The organism is Pseudomonas sp. GW456-12-10-14-LB2, assembly GCF_002884345.1.
Taxonomy (GTDB): Bacteria; Pseudomonadota; Gammaproteobacteria; order Pseudomonadales; family Pseudomonadaceae; genus Aquipseudomonas; species Aquipseudomonas paraglycinae.
On sequence record NZ_POHV01000002.1, the window covers coordinates 13,894 to 30,312 of the forward strand.

Annotated in this window: 14 protein-coding genes; 11 read left to right on the forward strand and 3 right to left on the reverse strand. The window is 58.1% G+C overall.

Annotation, left to right across the window (positions count from 1 at the left end):
• The first annotated feature begins 13 nt into the window (after window positions 1–13).
• The 3 genes from C1X29_RS01585 (at window position 14) to C1X29_RS01595 (ending at window position 2,861) form a co-directional block, all read left to right on the forward strand.
• On the forward strand, window positions 14–679 hold the full coding sequence (locus C1X29_RS01585) for a fumarylacetoacetate hydrolase family protein (RefSeq protein WP_102685811.1): 666 nt from the start codon (window positions 14–16) through the stop codon (window positions 677–679).
• Window positions 680–902: 223 nt separating this feature from the next.
• A complete protein-coding gene (locus C1X29_RS01590) occupies window positions 903–1,826 on the forward strand; it encodes an SdiA-regulated domain-containing protein (protein WP_102685810.1) in 924 nt (307 codons plus the stop codon).
• Window positions 1,827–1,943: 117 nt separating this feature from the next.
• A complete protein-coding gene (locus tag C1X29_RS01595) occupies window positions 1,944–2,861 on the forward strand; it encodes an SdiA-regulated domain-containing protein (protein WP_102685809.1) in 918 nt (305 codons plus the stop codon).
• Window positions 2,862–2,944: 83 nt separating this feature from the next.
• On the opposite strand, the gene rpiA is transcribed toward C1X29_RS01595, so the two are convergent.
• A complete protein-coding gene (rpiA, locus tag C1X29_RS01600) occupies window positions 2,945–3,619 on the reverse strand; it encodes a ribose-5-phosphate isomerase RpiA (protein ID WP_007953476.1) in 675 nt (224 codons plus the stop codon).
• Window positions 3,620–3,765: 146 nt separating this feature from the next.
• Here rpiA and ilvA point away from each other — a divergent pair, with 146 nt between their 5' ends.
• Complete coding sequence (gene ilvA / locus C1X29_RS01605) at window positions 3,766–5,280, forward strand: threonine ammonia-lyase, biosynthetic (RefSeq protein ID WP_011336426.1); 1,515 nt, start codon at window positions 3,766–3,768, stop codon at window positions 5,278–5,280.
• A gap of 41 nt (window positions 5,281–5,321) precedes the next feature.
• Window positions 5,322–5,735: a DUF2269 family protein gene (locus C1X29_RS01610; protein ID WP_011336425.1), complete on the forward strand. Its 414-nt coding sequence runs from the start codon at window positions 5,322–5,324 to the stop codon at window positions 5,733–5,735.
• A gap of 105 nt (window positions 5,736–5,840) precedes the next feature.
• Here the strand turns inward: C1X29_RS01610 and C1X29_RS01615 are convergent, their stop codons facing one another.
• Window positions 5,841–6,497: an HAD family phosphatase gene (locus C1X29_RS01615; protein ID WP_011336424.1), complete on the reverse strand. Its 657-nt coding sequence runs from the start codon at window positions 6,495–6,497 to the stop codon at window positions 5,841–5,843.
• Window positions 6,498–6,640: 143 nt separating this feature from the next.
• On the opposite strand from C1X29_RS01615, the gene C1X29_RS01620 reads away from it, so the two are divergent.
• Together C1X29_RS01620 and ptsP are read left to right on the forward strand one after the other, a co-directional pair.
• Window positions 6,641–7,120, forward strand: a complete 480-nt coding sequence (locus C1X29_RS01620; RefSeq protein ID WP_003229203.1) for an RNA pyrophosphohydrolase — start codon at window positions 6,641–6,643, stop codon at window positions 7,118–7,120.
• A 22-nt stretch (window positions 7,121–7,142) separates the two neighbouring features.
• Complete coding sequence (ptsP, locus tag C1X29_RS01625) at window positions 7,143–9,422, forward strand: phosphoenolpyruvate--protein phosphotransferase (protein WP_064600191.1); 2,280 nt, start codon at window positions 7,143–7,145, stop codon at window positions 9,420–9,422.
• A 206-nt stretch (window positions 9,423–9,628) separates the two neighbouring features.
• Here the strand turns inward: ptsP and C1X29_RS01630 are convergent, their stop codons facing one another.
• Window positions 9,629–10,375, reverse strand: coding sequence for an NRDE family protein (locus C1X29_RS01630; protein ID WP_102716695.1), 747 nt, complete (start codon window positions 10,373–10,375; stop codon window positions 9,629–9,631).
• A gap of 131 nt (window positions 10,376–10,506) precedes the next feature.
• On the opposite strand from C1X29_RS01630, the gene C1X29_RS01635 reads away from it, so the two are divergent.
• From C1X29_RS01635 to C1X29_RS01650, 4 genes are all read left to right on the forward strand, one after another.
• The gene (locus tag C1X29_RS01635; protein ID WP_085746720.1) at window positions 10,507–11,289 is read left to right on the forward strand and encodes a sulfite exporter TauE/SafE family protein; all 783 of its coding nucleotides are present in this window, start codon (window positions 10,507–10,509) and stop codon (window positions 11,287–11,289) included.
• Between the two features lie 96 nt (window positions 11,290–11,385).
• On the forward strand, window positions 11,386–12,201 hold the full coding sequence (lgt, locus tag C1X29_RS01640; protein ID WP_007953463.1) for a prolipoprotein diacylglyceryl transferase: 816 nt from the start codon (window positions 11,386–11,388) through the stop codon (window positions 12,199–12,201).
• Between the two features lie 50 nt (window positions 12,202–12,251).
• Window positions 12,252–13,223: a thymidylate synthase gene (locus C1X29_RS01645; RefSeq protein ID WP_011336420.1), complete on the forward strand. Its 972-nt coding sequence runs from the start codon at window positions 12,252–12,254 to the stop codon at window positions 13,221–13,223.
• Between the two features lie 87 nt (window positions 13,224–13,310).
• A complete protein-coding gene (locus C1X29_RS01650) occupies window positions 13,311–16,412 on the forward strand; it encodes a hypothetical protein (protein ID WP_102716696.1) in 3,102 nt (1,033 codons plus the stop codon).
• Window positions 16,413–16,419 lie beyond the last annotated feature (7 nt).

Sequence of the window (16,419 nt, forward strand, 5' to 3'; positions counted from 1 at the left end):
GCAGGAGTCGGTAATGAGCTATCAGCACCAGTATGTCGACGGTACGCGGATTCATTTTCCGCTGGGGAAAGTGGTGTGCATCGGGCGTAACTACGCCGAACACGCCAAGGAACTGGACAACCCGGTGCCTACCGAGCCGTTGCTGTTCATCAAGCCGGGCAGTTGCGTGGTGCCGCTGGAAGGCGGTTTCAGCATTCCGACCGAGCGTGGCTCCGTGCATTACGAGGCGGAAATCGCCGTGTTGATCGGCAAGCCGCTGTCGATCAAGCCGAGCCGTGAAGAAGTGCTGGACGCGATCTCCGGTTTCGCCCCGGCGCTGGACCTGACCCTGCGCGACAAGCAGGCCGAGCTCAAGTCCAAGGGCCTGCCGTGGGAAATCGCCAAGTCGTTCGACGGCGCGGCGGTGATTGCGCCGTTCGTGGTCGGCAGCACTTTCGCCGACCTGACCGACATCGGCATCCGCCTGACCATCAACGGCGAAGTGCGCCAGGACGGCAACAGCAGCGCGATGCTCAATCCGATCGTGCCGATGATCCAGCACATGGCCGGCTGCTTTTCGCTGCAGGCCGGTGACGTGATCCTGACCGGCACGCCGGTGGGCGTCGGCCCGCTGAACGTTGGTGATGAGATCGTGCTGGAGCTGCCGGGCGCCAGTCGCTTCACCAGCAGCGTTCGCTGATCCGTACATCGCGTTCCCGAGCGGGAGATTGCAGATTTGAGCTCAGCCCTCAAGTCTGCAGTCTCCCGTTTTCGTTTTGTGATGCGACCTGCAAAGACGCAGGGCATTCCGGCCATTTGCCGTTTTTTTCACATTCTGTCCGGATAATTCCGGTCATTCTGGCGTCTGAGCCGGCCTCTTTGTGCTATTACCCGTAGCCTGAATTTTCGGAACGCGTCCTTTGATGTCATCTCAAACTCAGCTCAAACCCGCCCGCCGTTCGCGCTTCGCCCTGCGCTGGTCTTCCTGGATTGTGTTGGCAGCCGTCGCTGCGTACGGGCTGGCGTTTGCCATGCATTGGGATGACCGTGGCCTGTTGTGGGTGCTGGAGCGTTTTGAAAGCCCGGCCGAGAAGCAGGAAAGTGTCTGGCTTCCGGACTACCGCGTGGTGATCGACGCCAAGCTGCTGCCGGGGATGGAAAAGGACGAAGCTTCGGACCTGTCCTATAACCCGCAGACCAAAACCCTGTTTTCGGTGATGGGCAAGAATCCGTTCCTGGTCGAGCTGACCCTGCAGGGTGACGTGCTGCGCAAGATGCCGCTGGTGGGCTGGAGCAATCCCGAAGGCCTGACGGTGATGGAAAACGGCTTGATGGCGATTGTCGACGAGCGCGAGCACCTGCTCTCCATCGTCAAGGTCGATGCCGAGACCCGCGAACTGAAGCGTGACGATTTCCCGAAATACGACTTGGGGCCGTCGAAAGACCAGAACAAGGCTTTTGAAGCCATCACCTGGGACGCCCGCAACCAGCAACTGCTGCTGGGCGAAGAGCGTCCGCCTGCGCTGTTCACCTGGAAAAGCGACGGCAGCCAGACGCTCAAGGGCGACAAGCAGAAACTCGACAGCGACGAACTGGACCTGCGTAACCTCTCGGCTCTGTCGATCGACCCGCGCACCGGCCACACCCTGGTCCTGTCCGCCGATTCGCATTTGCTGCTGGAGCTGGACGAGAAGGGCGAGCAGGTCAGCTTCATGACCCTGCTCGGCGGTTTCAACGGCTTGAAGAAAACCATTCCCCGCGCCGAAGGCGTGACCATGGACGAGGCGGGCACGCTGTACATGGTCAGCGAGCCGAACCTGTTCTACCGCTTCGAAAAGCAGAAGTAACGACTCCTACAGCCATTGCAGATCTGTGCAGTTGTGGCCTGAGGCAAGTGGCCATTAAGCTTCAGTTCAGACAGGCGTGATATTTCATCCGCCTGTTTTGACTCCGAGCCTGCCCGAATGCGTCGACTTGCCCGCCCCAAGCCTCTGTTCATCATCCTGTCGGTGATTGCCCTGATCGCGTTGATTGCGATCGGCCAATACATGCGCCTGTTCGAGCGTGCCTGGTTCAACCTGCATACGCTATGGCAGCCGATGAGCAGCGAGGCGATCGGGCTGGATCAATACCGGGTGGAGATTGAAGCGAAGGTCATCGACGGGCTGAACGACGATGTCTCGGCGCTGACCTACGATCCGGTGCGCAAGAGCCTGTTCACCGTGACCAACAAGAATGCCGAACTGGTCGAGCTGTCGCTGGACGGCACGATCCTGCGCCGTGTCGCCTTGATCGGCTTCGGTGATCCGGAGGCGGTGGAGTTCATCAGCGCCGACACCTACGTGATCACCGATGAACGCCAGCAACGCCTGATCAAGATCCATCTGGAACACGGCACCACGTTCCTCGATGCAGCGGACGCCGAGCAAATGACCCTCGGTGTGCACATGAGCGGCAACAAGGGGTTTGAAGGCCTGGCGTACGACTCGGTGGGCAAACGCCTGTTCGTGGCCAAGGAGCGGGATCCGATGCTGATCTATGAAGTGCACGGTTTTCCGCACTTCAACCCGGAAAAATCCTACGCGGTACACGTGATCAACAATCCCAAGCGCGATGCCGGGATGTTCGTGCGCGATCTGTCGAGCCTGCAATACGACGAGCGCAGCGGCCATTTGCTGGCGCTGTCCGACGAGTCACGGCTGATTCTGGAACTGGATGTGGACGGGCGCCCGTTGAGCACCATGTCGTTGAGCGGTGGCCGGCAGGGCCTGAAGAAAACCGTGCCGCAGGCGGAAGGTATCGCGATGGATGACGACGGGACGTTGTATCTGGTGAGCGAGCCGAATCTGTTTTATGTCTTCAGGAAGCCTGCGCAGAAATAATTCGCACCGCAAAACACTGTGGGAGCGAGCAAGCTCGCTCCCACAGGTTTTTCATCTGCCCACAAATATGTGGGCAGCCTGGTTTATTCAGCTTTGAGGGTCTTTACACCTTCGCTGGTACCCAGCAACAGCAGATCCGCCGGACGCGCCGCGAACAAACCGTTGGTGACCACGCCGACGATCGCGTTGATCTGCGCTTCCAGCTCCACCGGATTGGTGATCTGCAGGTTGTGCACGTCGAGGATGATGTTGCCGTTGTCGGTCAGCACGCCTTCGCGGTAGACCGGGTCGCCGCCCAGCTTCACCAGCTGGCGGGCGACGTGGCTGCGGGCCATCGGGATCACTTCCACCGGCAGCGGGAACGCACCCAGCACCGGCACCAGTTTGCTGGCGTCGGCGATGCAGATGAATGTCTGGGCCACAGCCGCGACGATCTTCTCGCGGGTCAGGGCTGCGCCGCCGCCCTTGATCAGGTTCAGGTGCTCGTCGCTTTCATCGGCGCCGTCGACGTAGAACTCCAGGTTGCTCACGGTGTTCAGCTCGTACACCGGAATCCCGTGGCCCTTGAGGCGCGCGGCGGTGGCTTCGGAGCTCGCGACCGCGCCGTCGAACGCGCCTTTGTGCTGGGCCAGGGCGTCGATGAAGCAGTTGGCGGTGGAGCCGGTGCCGACGCCGACGATGCTCTTGTCGTCGAGTTTCGGAAGGATGAAGTCGACGGCGGCCTGGGCCACGGCCTGTTTGAGTTGATCCTGGGTCATGCGGGCTCCGGAAGCGGGCAAGGTAAGAACGGAAAGGCCGGCATTATAGCCTCAAGCCGGGCTAAAACCTCTGGATTCGTGTGGTCGTCCGGCCGAAAGCCGGGTTAGACTCGCTGGTCCCGCCCAACCGCCAGTGATGCTTTCCGATGCTCGAACAGTACGTCAAGAAGATCCTCACCTCGCGCGTTTATGACGTTGCCGTAGAAACCCCGCTGCAGAACGCCCGCCAGCTCTCCGAGCGGCTGGGCAACGACATCTGGCTCAAGCGCGAAGACTTGCAGCCGGTGTTCTCGTTCAAGATTCGCGGCGCCTACAACAAGCTGACCCAGTTGAGCGACGAAGAGCGCGCTCGCGGCGTGGTCACCGCGTCGGCGGGCAACCATGCGCAAGGCCTGGCCCTGGCGGCGAAAGTGCTGGGCGTGAAAGCGACCATCGTGATGCCCAAGACCACCCCGGAGATCAAGGTCGAAGGCGTGCGCTCCCGTGGCGGCAAGGTGGTGCTGCACGGCGATTCCTTCCCGGAAGCCCTGGCCTACTCGCTGAAACTGGTCGATGAAAAAGGCTACGTCTACATCCACCCGTACGACGATCCGCACACCATTGCCGGGCAGGGCACCGTGGCGATGGAAATCCTGCGCCAGCACCCGCAGCCGCTGGATGCGATCTTCGTTCCGGTGGGCGGCGGCGGTCTGATCGCCGGCATCGCGGCGTACGTGAAATACCTGCGGCCGGACATCAAGGTCATCGGCGTCGAGCCCGATGACTCCAACTGCCTGCAAGCGGCGATGGCGGCGGGCGAACGCGTGGTGCTGCCGACTGTAGGCATCTTCGCCGACGGCGTGGCGGTGGCGCAGATCGGCCAGCACACCTTCGACATCTGCAAGGATTACGTCGACGAAGTGATCACCGTCAGCACCGACGAAATCTGCGCGGCGATCAAGGACATCTACGACGATACCCGCTCGATCACCGAACCGGCCGGCGCGCTGGGCGTGGCCGGGATCAAGAAGTACGTCGAGCAGCGCGGCGTCAGCGGCCAGACCTTCGTGGCCATCGACTCCGGGGCCAACGTCAACTTCGACCGCTTGCGCCACGTCGCCGAGCGCGCCGAGCTGGGTGAAGGCCGCGAAGCGATCATCGCCGTGACCATCCCCGAGAAGGCCGGCAGCTTCAAGGCCTTCTGCGAGGCCATCGGCAAGCGCCAGATCACCGAATTCAACTACCGCTACAACAATGGCAGCGAAGCGCACATCTTTGTCGGCGTGCAGACCCACCCGGACAACGACCCGCGTAGCGCACTGCTGGCGAGCCTGACCGAGCAGGGTTTCCCGGTACTCGACCTGACCGACAACGAACTGGCCAAACTGCACATCCGCCACATGGTCGGCGGGCGCGCGGCACACGTGGTCGATGAAGTGGTGCTGCGCTTCGAGTTCCCGGAGCGTCCGGGCGCGCTGTTCAACTTCCTCAACAAGCTCGGCGGTCGCTGGAACATCTCGATGTTCCACTACCGCAACCACGGTGCGGCGGATGGCCGTGTGGTCGCAGGCCTGCAAGTGCCCCACGACGAACGTCATCTGGTGCCCGCAGCCCTTGAGGAAATCGGCTACCCGTACTGGGACGAAAGCGACAACCCGGCCTATCAGCTGTTTCTTGGCTGAACGGCTACGCTGATGGGTATGGCACAAGGAAAGAGAAATTCATGGAAACCCTGACCACCCTGAAAGTCCTTCACGTCGCGGCGACCGTGGTGATACTGGCGAGCGGGCTGGGGCTCGCCGCTGTTTCCTGGCGTAATCGCAGCGAGGGGCCGGCCAGCACGATGCAGCGACCCTGGTTGTTCGTCTGGTGTCTGATGCTGATCGGCGTGCTCAGCATGCCTTTCACCGGCTGGTGGTTGGTGCACCTGATTGGCTGGCCGTTGGGACAGTTTTGGATTCTGGGGTCCAGCGTGATCTATGCCGTGGCCACATTCAGCGCGGTCTGGCTGCTTGTTCGGCTTAATCGGCTATGGACCAGCGGGGTCGGCAACCGGAAATTCAATCTGGCGCTGGCCATTGTCAGCGGCGTCGGATTTCTGGCCATTGCGGCGTTGATGGGGGCGAAGCCGGTTTAAGGCTTGGGACCGCGTCGACCCCGTTCGCGAGCAGGCTCGCTCCCACATTGATCTGACGCGTTCACAAATTCTTTGTGGGAGCTGGCCTTGCCAGCGATGGCGGTATCAGCCGCGAAGGCTTATGACGGGCCAGCCACGTTTCTCGGCTTCGGCCCGCAGGTTCGGATCCGGGTCGACCGCCACCGGATTCGCCACCTGCTCCAGCAGCGGCAGGTCATTCATCGAGTCGCTGTAGAAATAGCTGCCTTCCAGCGAATGCCCGGTTTCTTCCAGCCAGCGGTTCAGGCGTGTCACCTTGCCTTCGCGGAAGCACGGCACATCGGTGCTGCGCCCGGTGTAGCGACCGTCCTGCATCTCGCACTCGGTAGCGATCAGGGTTTCGACGCCCAAGCGCACGGCGATCGGCGCGGTGACGAAGCGGTTGGTGGCGGTGATGATCACCAGTTTGTCGCCGGCATCGCGGTGCTTTTTCAGCAACTCAAGCGCCTTCGGCAGCATGATCGGCTCGATGCAGTCGCGCATGTAATCGTTGTGCCACTGCTCAAGCACGGCCATCTCGGTGCGCCCGAGGATTTCCAGACAGAAGTTCAGGTACGCGGCGTTATCCAGTTTGCCGGCCAGGTAATCCTGATAGAACTCGTCGTTGCGCGCTTTGTACGCGATCGGGTCGAGGAAGCCGCGTTCGCACAGATAATCGCCCCAGGCGTGATCGCTGTCGCCGCCCAGAAGGGTGTTGTCCAAATCGAATAAAGCCAGGCGCATTGCAGTTACCCGCTGAAAAGTCAGTAAAAAGGCCACAAGAATACGGTCTTTTCACAAGAGTGCACATAAGCTCGGAACCCTCGTTGCCGCCTTCACAACCTTTGTGGAACAATGCGGCGACATGCGTTTGCGAGGTTGTTGCCGTGATCGACCCCGATGGTTTCCGCCCTAATGTCGGGATCATTCTGACGAATGACGCCGGCCAGGTGCTATGGGCTCGCCGTATCAATCAAGATGCCTGGCAGTTTCCACAAGGGGGAATCAATCCCGAGGAGACGCCGGAAGACGCCTTGTACCGCGAGCTGAACGAAGAAGTTGGCCTGGAACGCGAAGATGTTGAAATACTGGCCTGCACCCGGGGCTGGTTGCGCTATCGTTTGCCGCAACGTCTGGTGCGAACCCACAGCCAACCGCTGTGCATCGGCCAGAAACAGAAATGGTTTCTCCTGCGCCTGATCTCCAACGAGCAGCGGGTGCGGATGGATTTGACCGGTAAACCGGAGTTCGATGGCTGGCGCTGGGTCAGTTATTGGTATCCGTTGGGCCAGGTGGTGACATTCAAGCGCGAAGTGTATCGCCGCGCTCTCAAAGAGCTTGCCCCGCGCCTTTTAGCGCGCGACTGACGACGGAGTTCGACCCCGAGCCATGCTCAATACGCTGCGCAAGATCGTCCAGGAAGTTAACTCCGCCAAGGATCTCAAGGCGGCGTTGGGGATTATTGTGTTGCGCGTCAAAGAGGCCATGGGCAGCCAGGTCTGCTCGGTCTACCTGCTTGATCCAGAGACCAACCGCTTCGTGCTGATGGCCACCGAGGGCTTGAACAAGCGCTCGATCGGCAAGGTCAGCATGGCACCCAACGAAGGTCTGGTCGGCCTGGTCGGCACGCGTGAAGAACCCCTGAACCTCGAAAACGCCGCGGATCACCCGCGCTACCGCTACTTCGCCGAGACCGGCGAGGAGCGCTACGCCTCGTTCCTCGGGGCGCCGATCATTCACCACCGCCGCGTCGTCGGCGTGTTGGTCATCCAGCAGAAAGAACGCCGCCAGTTCGATGAAGGTGAAGAAGCCTTCCTCGTGACCATGAGCGCGCAACTCGCCGGCGTAATCGCCCACGCCGAGGCCACAGGTTCCATCCGTGGCCTGGGCCGTCAGGGCAAGGGCATCCAGGAAGCCAAGTTCGTCGGCGTCCCGGGTTCGCCGGGCGCAGCGGTCGGTACCGCGGTGGTCATGCTGCCACCGGCGGATCTGGACGTGGTGCCGGACAAGACCATCACCGACATCGACGCGGAACTGGCGCTGTTCAAGACCGCCATCGAAGGCGTGCGCGCCGACATGCGTGCGTTGTCGGCCAAACTGGCGACCCAGCTGCGCCCGGAAGAGCGTGCGCTGTTCGACGTCTACCTGATGATGCTCGACGATGCCTCGCTGGGCAGCGAAATCACCAACGTGATCAAGACCGGCCAGTGGGCCCAGGGCGCGTTGCGTCAGGTCGTGACCGATCACGTCAACCGTTTCGATTTGATGGACGACGAGTACCTGCGTGAGCGGGCGTCGGACGTCAAGGACCTGGGCCGACGCCTGCTCGCCTACTTGCAGGAAGAGCGTCAGCAGAACCTGGTTTACCCGGAAAAAACCATTCTGGTCAGCGAAGAACTGACGCCGGCGATGCTCGGCGAGGTGCCGGAAGGCACGCTGGTCGGTCTGGTGTCGGTACTCGGTTCGGGCAACTCCCACGTCGCGATCCTGGCCCGGGCCATGGGTATCCCGACTGTAATGGGTCTGGTCGATCTGCCGTACGCCAAGGTCGACGGCATCGAAATGATCGTCGACGGCACACGGGGCGAGGTTTACACCAACCCCAGCGAAGTGCTGCGCAAGCAGTTCACCGAGGTGGTGGAGGAAGAGAAGCAACTGGCGCTGGGGCTCGATACCCTGCGCGACCTGCCGTGTGTGACCCTGGACGGCCACCGCATGCCACTGTGGGTCAACACCGGCCTGCTGGCGGACGTGGCGCGAGCGCAGAAGCGCGGCGCCGAAGGTGTCGGTCTGTACCGCACCGAAGTGCCGTTCATGATCAACCAGCGCTTCCCGAGCGAGAAGGAACAACTGGCGATCTACCGCGAGCAACTCGCCGCGTTCCATCCGCAACCGGTGACCATGCGCAGCCTGGACATCGGCGGCGACAAGTCGCTGTCGTACTTCCCGATCAAGGAAGACAACCCGTTCCTCGGCTGGCGCGGGATCCGCGTCACTCTCGACCACCCGGAAATATTCCTGGTGCAGACCCGTGCGATGCTCAAGGCCAGCGAAGGCCTGAACAACCTGCGGATCCTGCTGCCGATGATCTCCGGCATCCACGAGCTCGAAGAGGCGCTGCACCTGATTCACCGGGCCTGGGGCGAAGTGCGCGACGAAGGCACCGACGTGCCGATGCCGCCGGTGGGCGTGATGATCGAAATTCCTGCGGCGGTTTACCAGACCAAGGAACTGGCGCGGATGGTGGACTTCCTCTCGGTCGGCTCCAACGACCTGACTCAGTATCTGCTGGCGGTGGACCGCAACAACCCACGGGTGGCCGATCTCTACGACTACCTGCACCCGGCGGTGCTGCAAGCCCTGCAAACCGTAGTGCGCGACGCCCATGCCGAAGGCAAGCCGGTGAGCATCTGCGGCGAGATGGCCGGTGACCCGGCGGCAGCGGTGCTGTTGATGGCGATGGGTTTCGACAGCCTGTCGATGAACGCCACCAACCTGCCGAAGGTGAAATGGATGCTGCGTCAGATCAACCTGAGCAAGGCCAAGGATCTGCTGGCGGAACTGATGACCATCGACAACCCGCAGGTGATCCACAGCTCGCTGCAACTGGCGTTGAAGAATCTTGGGTTGGCGAAGATGGTCAATCCGGCGGCGGTCAAACCGCTTTAAATTAGTGATGATCCCCAAAAGCCCCTCACCCTAACCCTCTCCCGGAGGGAGAGGGGACTGATTGGGGGGATGCTGCATATTTCCGCCGACCTGAAGTTGCTGTTGTGAATCCATAATCGACACAGATTTCCCAGGTCGATGTCTAGCGCAAGACACCTCGGTCGGCCCCCTCTCCCTCCGGGAGAGGGCTGGGGTGAGGGTAGCTTTTAAATTTTGATCTCCACTTCCCCCAAGTGCCCGCCATACGGCCCGAAACTGCGCTCCACCATCCGCCGCGTACCGTCCGCCTGCACGATCAACGCCGTACTTGCGCGTGTCCCGTAGCTCTGGCTGGCAATAAACACACTCGACAACAACGACTCGGTCGCCAATCCCACACCGGTATCCGGTAGATCAGCAAACGGTGCCGTTTGCGCATCCCCCAACAATGCCAACAACCGCTCGGGCTGCGGATCATCCAGCACCGCACTCAATGCCGCCTTGGCCTTGAGCAGTTTCGGCCACGGCGTATCCAGCCCGGCGTTGGAGAGGCCATAGACCCCGGGCTGCAACATCACCGGTTCCGAAGACCGCGCATTGAAGTGCCACAGCTCGTTGGCATTGCCCAGCAGCAGATTGAACCCGGCATATTCCGGCGAACGGGCGACAACGTCAGACAAATAGTCATCGATCGACAGGTTTCCGGTCAGAAAACCCGCCACCAGTTCACCCCGGGAGCGCCGGGCCGGCGGCTGATGCGGATCGCGAATGTTGGTCAGCGCCGCAAAACGACCGTTGGCGCCCAGACCGAGCCAGGTGCCCCCGGCCTCAAGATCGCGACCGGCATGAACATGCGGCGACTCGGGCCACTGCGCCAGCGGCAGGCTGGGCCGGGCGTAGAACTCGTCGCGGTTGGCCGCGACGATCAGCGGCTGGGCATGCCCCGGCCGCCAGGCGAAAACAATCAGGCACATAAGGTGGTCCTTGTGTGTTTTTTGCCCACTCTACGCAGACATCGTCCGTGCATCCATCGCCAGTGGAGCCGAAGGGTATCCATCCGTTACCATGCCGCTCCGGTTTTGGGGACGCGCCTTGGGAGGCAGTCATGGAATTTCTGCTCTATCTGGCGCTGGGCGCCTGTGCGGGCGTACTGGCCGGGCTGTTCGGGGTGGGCGGCGGGATCATCATCGTCCCGGTGCTGGTGTTCAGTTTCACCTTGCAGGGCTTCGATCCGTCGATCCTGACCCATCTGGCGGTCGGCACGTCCCTGGCGACGATCATCTTCACGTCGGTCAACGCGGTGCGCGAGCATCATCGACGCGGCGCCGTGCGCTGGCCGATCTTCAAGTGGATGACCGTTGGCATTCTGCTCGGCGCCGGTTTCGGTGCATTGACCGCCGAAGCGATCTCCGGACCCAACCTGCAAAAGATCATCGGTGTGTTCGCCCTGGTGATCGCGGCGCAGCTGGCGCTGGACGTCAAACCCAAGGCCAGCCGAACGGTGCCGGGTAAACTCGGTCTGACCGTGGCCGGCAGTGTGATCGGCTGGGCCTCGGCGATTTTCGGGATTGGCGGCGGCTCGCTGACCGTGCCGTTCCTGACCTGGCGCAGCGTGCCGATGCAGCAGGCGGTGGCGACCTCGTCGGCCTGCGGTCTGCCGATTGCTGTGGCCAGTGCAATAAGTTTCATGATTCTGGGCTGGCATGATCCGTTGCTGCCGGCCCATAGTCTCGGTTTTGTGTATTTGCCGGCGCTGCTTGGCATTGCGCTGACCAGCATGGTGTTCGCCCGTCTCGGCGCGCGGCTGGCGCACAAGTTGTCGCCGAAGTTGCTGAAACGGCTGTTCGCGGCTTTGCTGTTTTGCGTGGGCCTGAGCTTTCTGTTCTGAGCCGTGTGTTTTGGCAGGTCGCAATCCTGGCTTAATCCTGAGGTGACAGCGTCGCCCGGGAATTTTTGAAGATTTGAATGCTAACGAGGAGTCGCAATGCTGCCTTACCCGCAGATCGATCCGGTGGCCCTGGCCATCGGTCCGCTGAAAATCCACTGGTACGGCCTGATGTACCTGGTCGGCATCGGCGGCGCGTGGCTGCTGGCATCGCGCCGGCTCAACCGTTTCGACCCGACCTGGACCAAGGAGAAACTCTCCGACCTGGTGTTCTGGCTGTCGATGGGGGTGATTGTCGGCGGGCGTCTGGGCTATGTGCTGTTCTACGACCTGAGCGCCTACATCGCCAACCCGACGCTGATTTTCGAAGTGTGGAAGGGCGGCATGTCGTTCCACGGCGGTTTCATCGGCGTGATGCTGGCCGCGCTGTGGTTCGGCAAGCGTAACGGCAAGTCGTTCTTCCAGCTGATGGACTTCGTGGCGCCGATGGTGCCGATCGGTCTGGGCGCCGGACGCATCGGCAACTTCATCAACGCCGAGCTTTGGGGCAAGGCCACCGACGTGCCGTGGGCCATGGTGTTCCCGCCGTTCAGCGACCCGGCGCAACTGCCGCGTCACCCGTCGCAGCTGTATCAGTTCGCACTGGAAGGCGTGGCGCTGTTCCTGATCCTCTGGCTGTTCTCGCGCAAGCCACGGCCGACCATGGCGGTCTCGGGCATGTTCGCGCTGTTTTATGGCATCTTCCGCTTCATCGTCGAATTCGTCCGCGTGCCGGACGCGCAACTGGGCTATCTGGCCTGGAACTGGTTGACCATGGGTCAGGTACTCTGCGTACCGATGATCATCGGCGGGCTGTTCCTGATCTGGCTGGCCTACCACCGCGCCCCGGCGGCGCCGGTTGCACCGACAGCTTAAATATTCGAACCCCGACGATGTCTGCCGGGGCTCAAGGACACAGGTAACTCATGAAGCAATATCTCGATCTGGTGTCGCACGTCATCAACAACGGCACCAAACAGGCCAACCGTACCGGCGTGAACACCATCAGCTTTCCGGGCGCCATGCTGCGCTTCGATCTGCAGGAAGGTTTCCCGGCGATCACCACCCGCAAGATGGCCTTCAAATCGGCCATCGGCGAGATGTGCGGCTTTCTGCGTGGCGTGAACAACGCCGCCGAATTCCGTGCGCTGGGCTGCAAGGTCTGGGATCAGAACGCCAACGAAAACGCCCAGTGGCTGGCCAATCCGTTCCGTCAGGGCGAAGACGACCTCGGCGAAATCTACGGCGTGCAATGGCGCAAATGGCCGGCGTACAAGCAGATCCCGTTGAGCAACACCGCCGCCATCGAACAAACCCTGAGCAACGGCTACAAGCAGATTGCCCAGGGCGAAGAAGACGGCCAGGCCTATGTGGTCTTGTACAAAGCCATCGATCAGGTGCGCCAGTGCGTCGACACGATCATCAAGGACCCGGGCAGCCGGCGCATCCTGTTCCACGGCTGGAACTGCGCCCAGCTCGATGAAATGGCCCTGCCGCCGTGCCATCTGCTGTACCAGTTCCACCCGAATGTCGAGACCAAAGAGATTTCTCTGACCCTCTACATCCGCTCCAACGACTTGGGCCTGGGCACGCCGTTCAACCTCACCGAAGGCGCCGCGCTGCTTAGCCTGATCGGTCGCCTGACCGGCTACACGCCGCGCTGGTTCACCTATTTCATCGGTGACGCCCACGTCTACGAAAACCATCTGGACATGCTCAACGAACAGCTCAAGCGCGAGCCGTTCGCCATGCCGAAGCTGAAGATTTCGGACCGCGTGCCGGAGTTTGCCAAGACCGGTGTTTATCAGCCGGAATGGCTGGAGCTGGTGGAGCCGAGTGACTTCTCGCTGGAAGGCTACGAGCACCATGCGCCGATGACCGCGCCGATGGCGGTCTGAGTTCTAAATAAATATAAATAGCAGCTCTAAGACCTCGCTAATGGTCAAAAAGAGCTGCAATACAAATCGATAAAATGGAGTGTGTCGGTGGCTGACCTATTAATAAAACACCTGCGAAATAAGGGGGAAGAGCATTCGGCGCTATCTTTGCTGGTTAGTCAGTGGGGATTTGATGAAAAGTTAATACCTAAAGCTCTTCAAACCATCAGCAGTTTGTTTCCGCATTTCAGCCGCCATGATGAGTCGCACAGTCGGCAGATTCTGATCAATATTGAACGATTATTGGGTGAGGAGGGGATTGCACTTCTTTCTGCAACGGATACATGGTTGCTACTGGAAGCCGCATATTGGCATGATATAGGAATGGTCGTCTCCAAGTCTGACTTAATGGAGGCGATGGCTGATGAAAGGTTTACAGATTTTTTAACGGAAATATCGAAACACAATCATCATGAGCTTCATCGATTTGTAAGCGTATTTAAGAATCAGGACGCAGATACATGGTTTGCTGGCGCGGATTCACCAATGCAGGCGGTCGACAAGTTTAGGGAGCTAATGTCAGAATGGTTTAGGCGACGGCATGCAGAGCGTTCAGACTTGATAGTGAACTCTCCCTTGGAAAGCATAGGATTATCCTCGCCACGAACAGAACTCATACCTGCAAGATTATTCAGGATGCTTGGTCGTATTTGTCAAATGCATGGGCGCCCATTTTCCGAAATTTTGAGTATCTCGGGTTTGCCGTTCAAGCAAGCTGGAGTAGCACAGGATGATTGTCATCCGAGATTTATTGCGTGCCTGCTGCGCATGGGCGATTTACTGGACTTAGACGACAATAGGTTTTGTCCGGTAATGCAATGTATTGCTGGTGAGGGAAGGCCGGCGTTGAGCAAGGCGCACGAGGAGAAACACTCCGCTATCAGACATTTACGAATTGATCGTGACCGTATAGAGATAAAGGCGGAATGTTCAACCATTGAGGGCTATATCGAAACATGTAAATGGTTTGGTTGGCTAAGGGAGGAGATGCAGTGCCAAATGGCTCACTGGCAAGACATTGTGCCATCTAGGAAGCTGGGTCTTCTCCCTACATTAGGAGAGTTAGAGGTTCTTCTGGTTGGAGAATTTCAGGTTCTAAAGAAAGGTCAGCGTCCACAGTTTAGTATTGATCCAAGAAAAGCATTCAATTTAATCCAAGGCGGAAATTTGTATGATACTAATTTTGCGTATGTGAGAGAGGTGTTACAAAACGCAGTGGATGCCGTGCTGGTTAGATTGTGGCTGTCTAGTGGTTCAAAGTCTGATGTTGATTGGTCGAGCCCTAGTTCTTCTCGAAGAATTCTTGATAAAGAGCGAATTTTTGTCGAGTTAATAGAGATGGATACAGTTGAGGAGGCAGGGTCACAATCTTCCGGTTGGATTTTAAAGGTCACAGATACTGGCACAGGTATTGGCGTAGAAGACCTAGATTATATGCTGCGAATTGGTGCGTCGCAGGAAAATACACGCCGTCAAAAAATAATACAAGCCATGCCAGAGTGGCTCAAGCCGTCTGGTGCCTTTGGCATTGGTCTGCAAAGTATTTTTATGGTGTGTGATGTCATAAAAATGAAAACCAAGGACGTGTTTTCTAATGAGTCTTTAGAAGTCTTAATGCATAGCCCTACGTCTGATAAAGAAGGGTTGGTATTTATTAAACGAAAGCCCTCGGATATCTCAGTATCTTCTGGAACTACGGTTGAATTCGAATTCAAAATTTCTGCTCCTAAACACTCGCCATTAGCGTATCGGCCTCAGTCCATTCAGTCCTCAGTTGCCACAGGATACGATCCTATTTACGGTGAAAGCTTTTCTTATGAGGCTGCAAGTATTGCTGATAAGATTGTAGAGTTTGCCGAAGGGTCACTGATACCAGTTGAAGGTATAATGCGGACTGTGCGGCATGGAGAGTTCTCGTTGTCAAAAGCGACAAGAAAAAGAACGAGCCTTAATACTGACTTTGATTATGTTAAGTATGGCGACTCGATTGTAGGTGTATCCTACCGATTGTACGATGAGAGGCGGAGCAATAATCGCATTAGTGTCTATTATCGTGGTCAAGGCTTCAAGTTTGATATGACGCCATTCCCGATGTTGGATGTTAGTATTAACTTAATGTCGGGTAATGCTGGTGACTGGGTATCGGCTAGTCGTTCTGAAGTTGCTGCTTCAGCGAAGGCGAAGCTGGAGGAAACAATATTTTTGGCTTTAGAAAAGAAATTATCTAAAGACCTATCCAGAGCTGCTAGTTGGGATGAGCAGCACGAGCTCAATATATCACTATTCTTGGCGGTGATGGCATTTCGATATGGCGCTGGATGGCGCAAATTGTCGGATGAGTTGGGGGATAGGTGGCTGGACTACGAGCTCGACGGAAAAAACATTAAGATGTTCTTTAGCAATAGCGACTGGCTGCTTGGAAAGTCGATGAGCGGAGACCTCTCATCCGAAACACCAAAATGTCTTTTGCTTGATCATAAAAATTCTTATTTATTACCAGTTATTTTGTCGAAGTGGCAGGAAAGAAAACGCAGCTCGGTTACAGTGCTTTCCTACTCAGATCTATCCTTAGAGGTCGGTGAGGTGGAAGCCGATTTGGCGAAGAAAACTATTAGCCATAGATCAAAGAACAATTTTTTAAAAGAAGCAATGTCGGAGATACTGGAAGACGATCTGAAGAAGAATATTTTCTTTAGAATGAATAAAGGTAAGAAAGAGCCATACACAATGGTGGGTTTGGCTGCGAGGCTTTATAATCTTACACGTGCTGGGGTTACTAATCAGAGATTTACTCTATCTATGCATGCCATATTAAAGCCTTGGAAGGAATTAGAACTTAATATTGATGCCTGTACCCGTATAGAGCCTGTTTTTCCGGAGCTCTCGGCACAGTTACCCCAGATCCTTCTGCCTTTCTTGTTCAGGAAGGAGGTTGTCGGGGAAAGTCGTACGGTTGAGTGTTGTGTTCTAGATGAAGTTTGTTTGTATGTCCAAGGGAGATTAATCAAGCCGATCTCTTTGCAGCAAATCAGAAAATTATACGAAGGACTGATTGTTTTCCTTGATGATTTGATGGACGGCTCTCCTTTTTCAGATGAGTGGTCTCGGTGCCGCTCAGTGCCTAGTAAACGTAACAGCAACTCGAATTGAGTTGGAA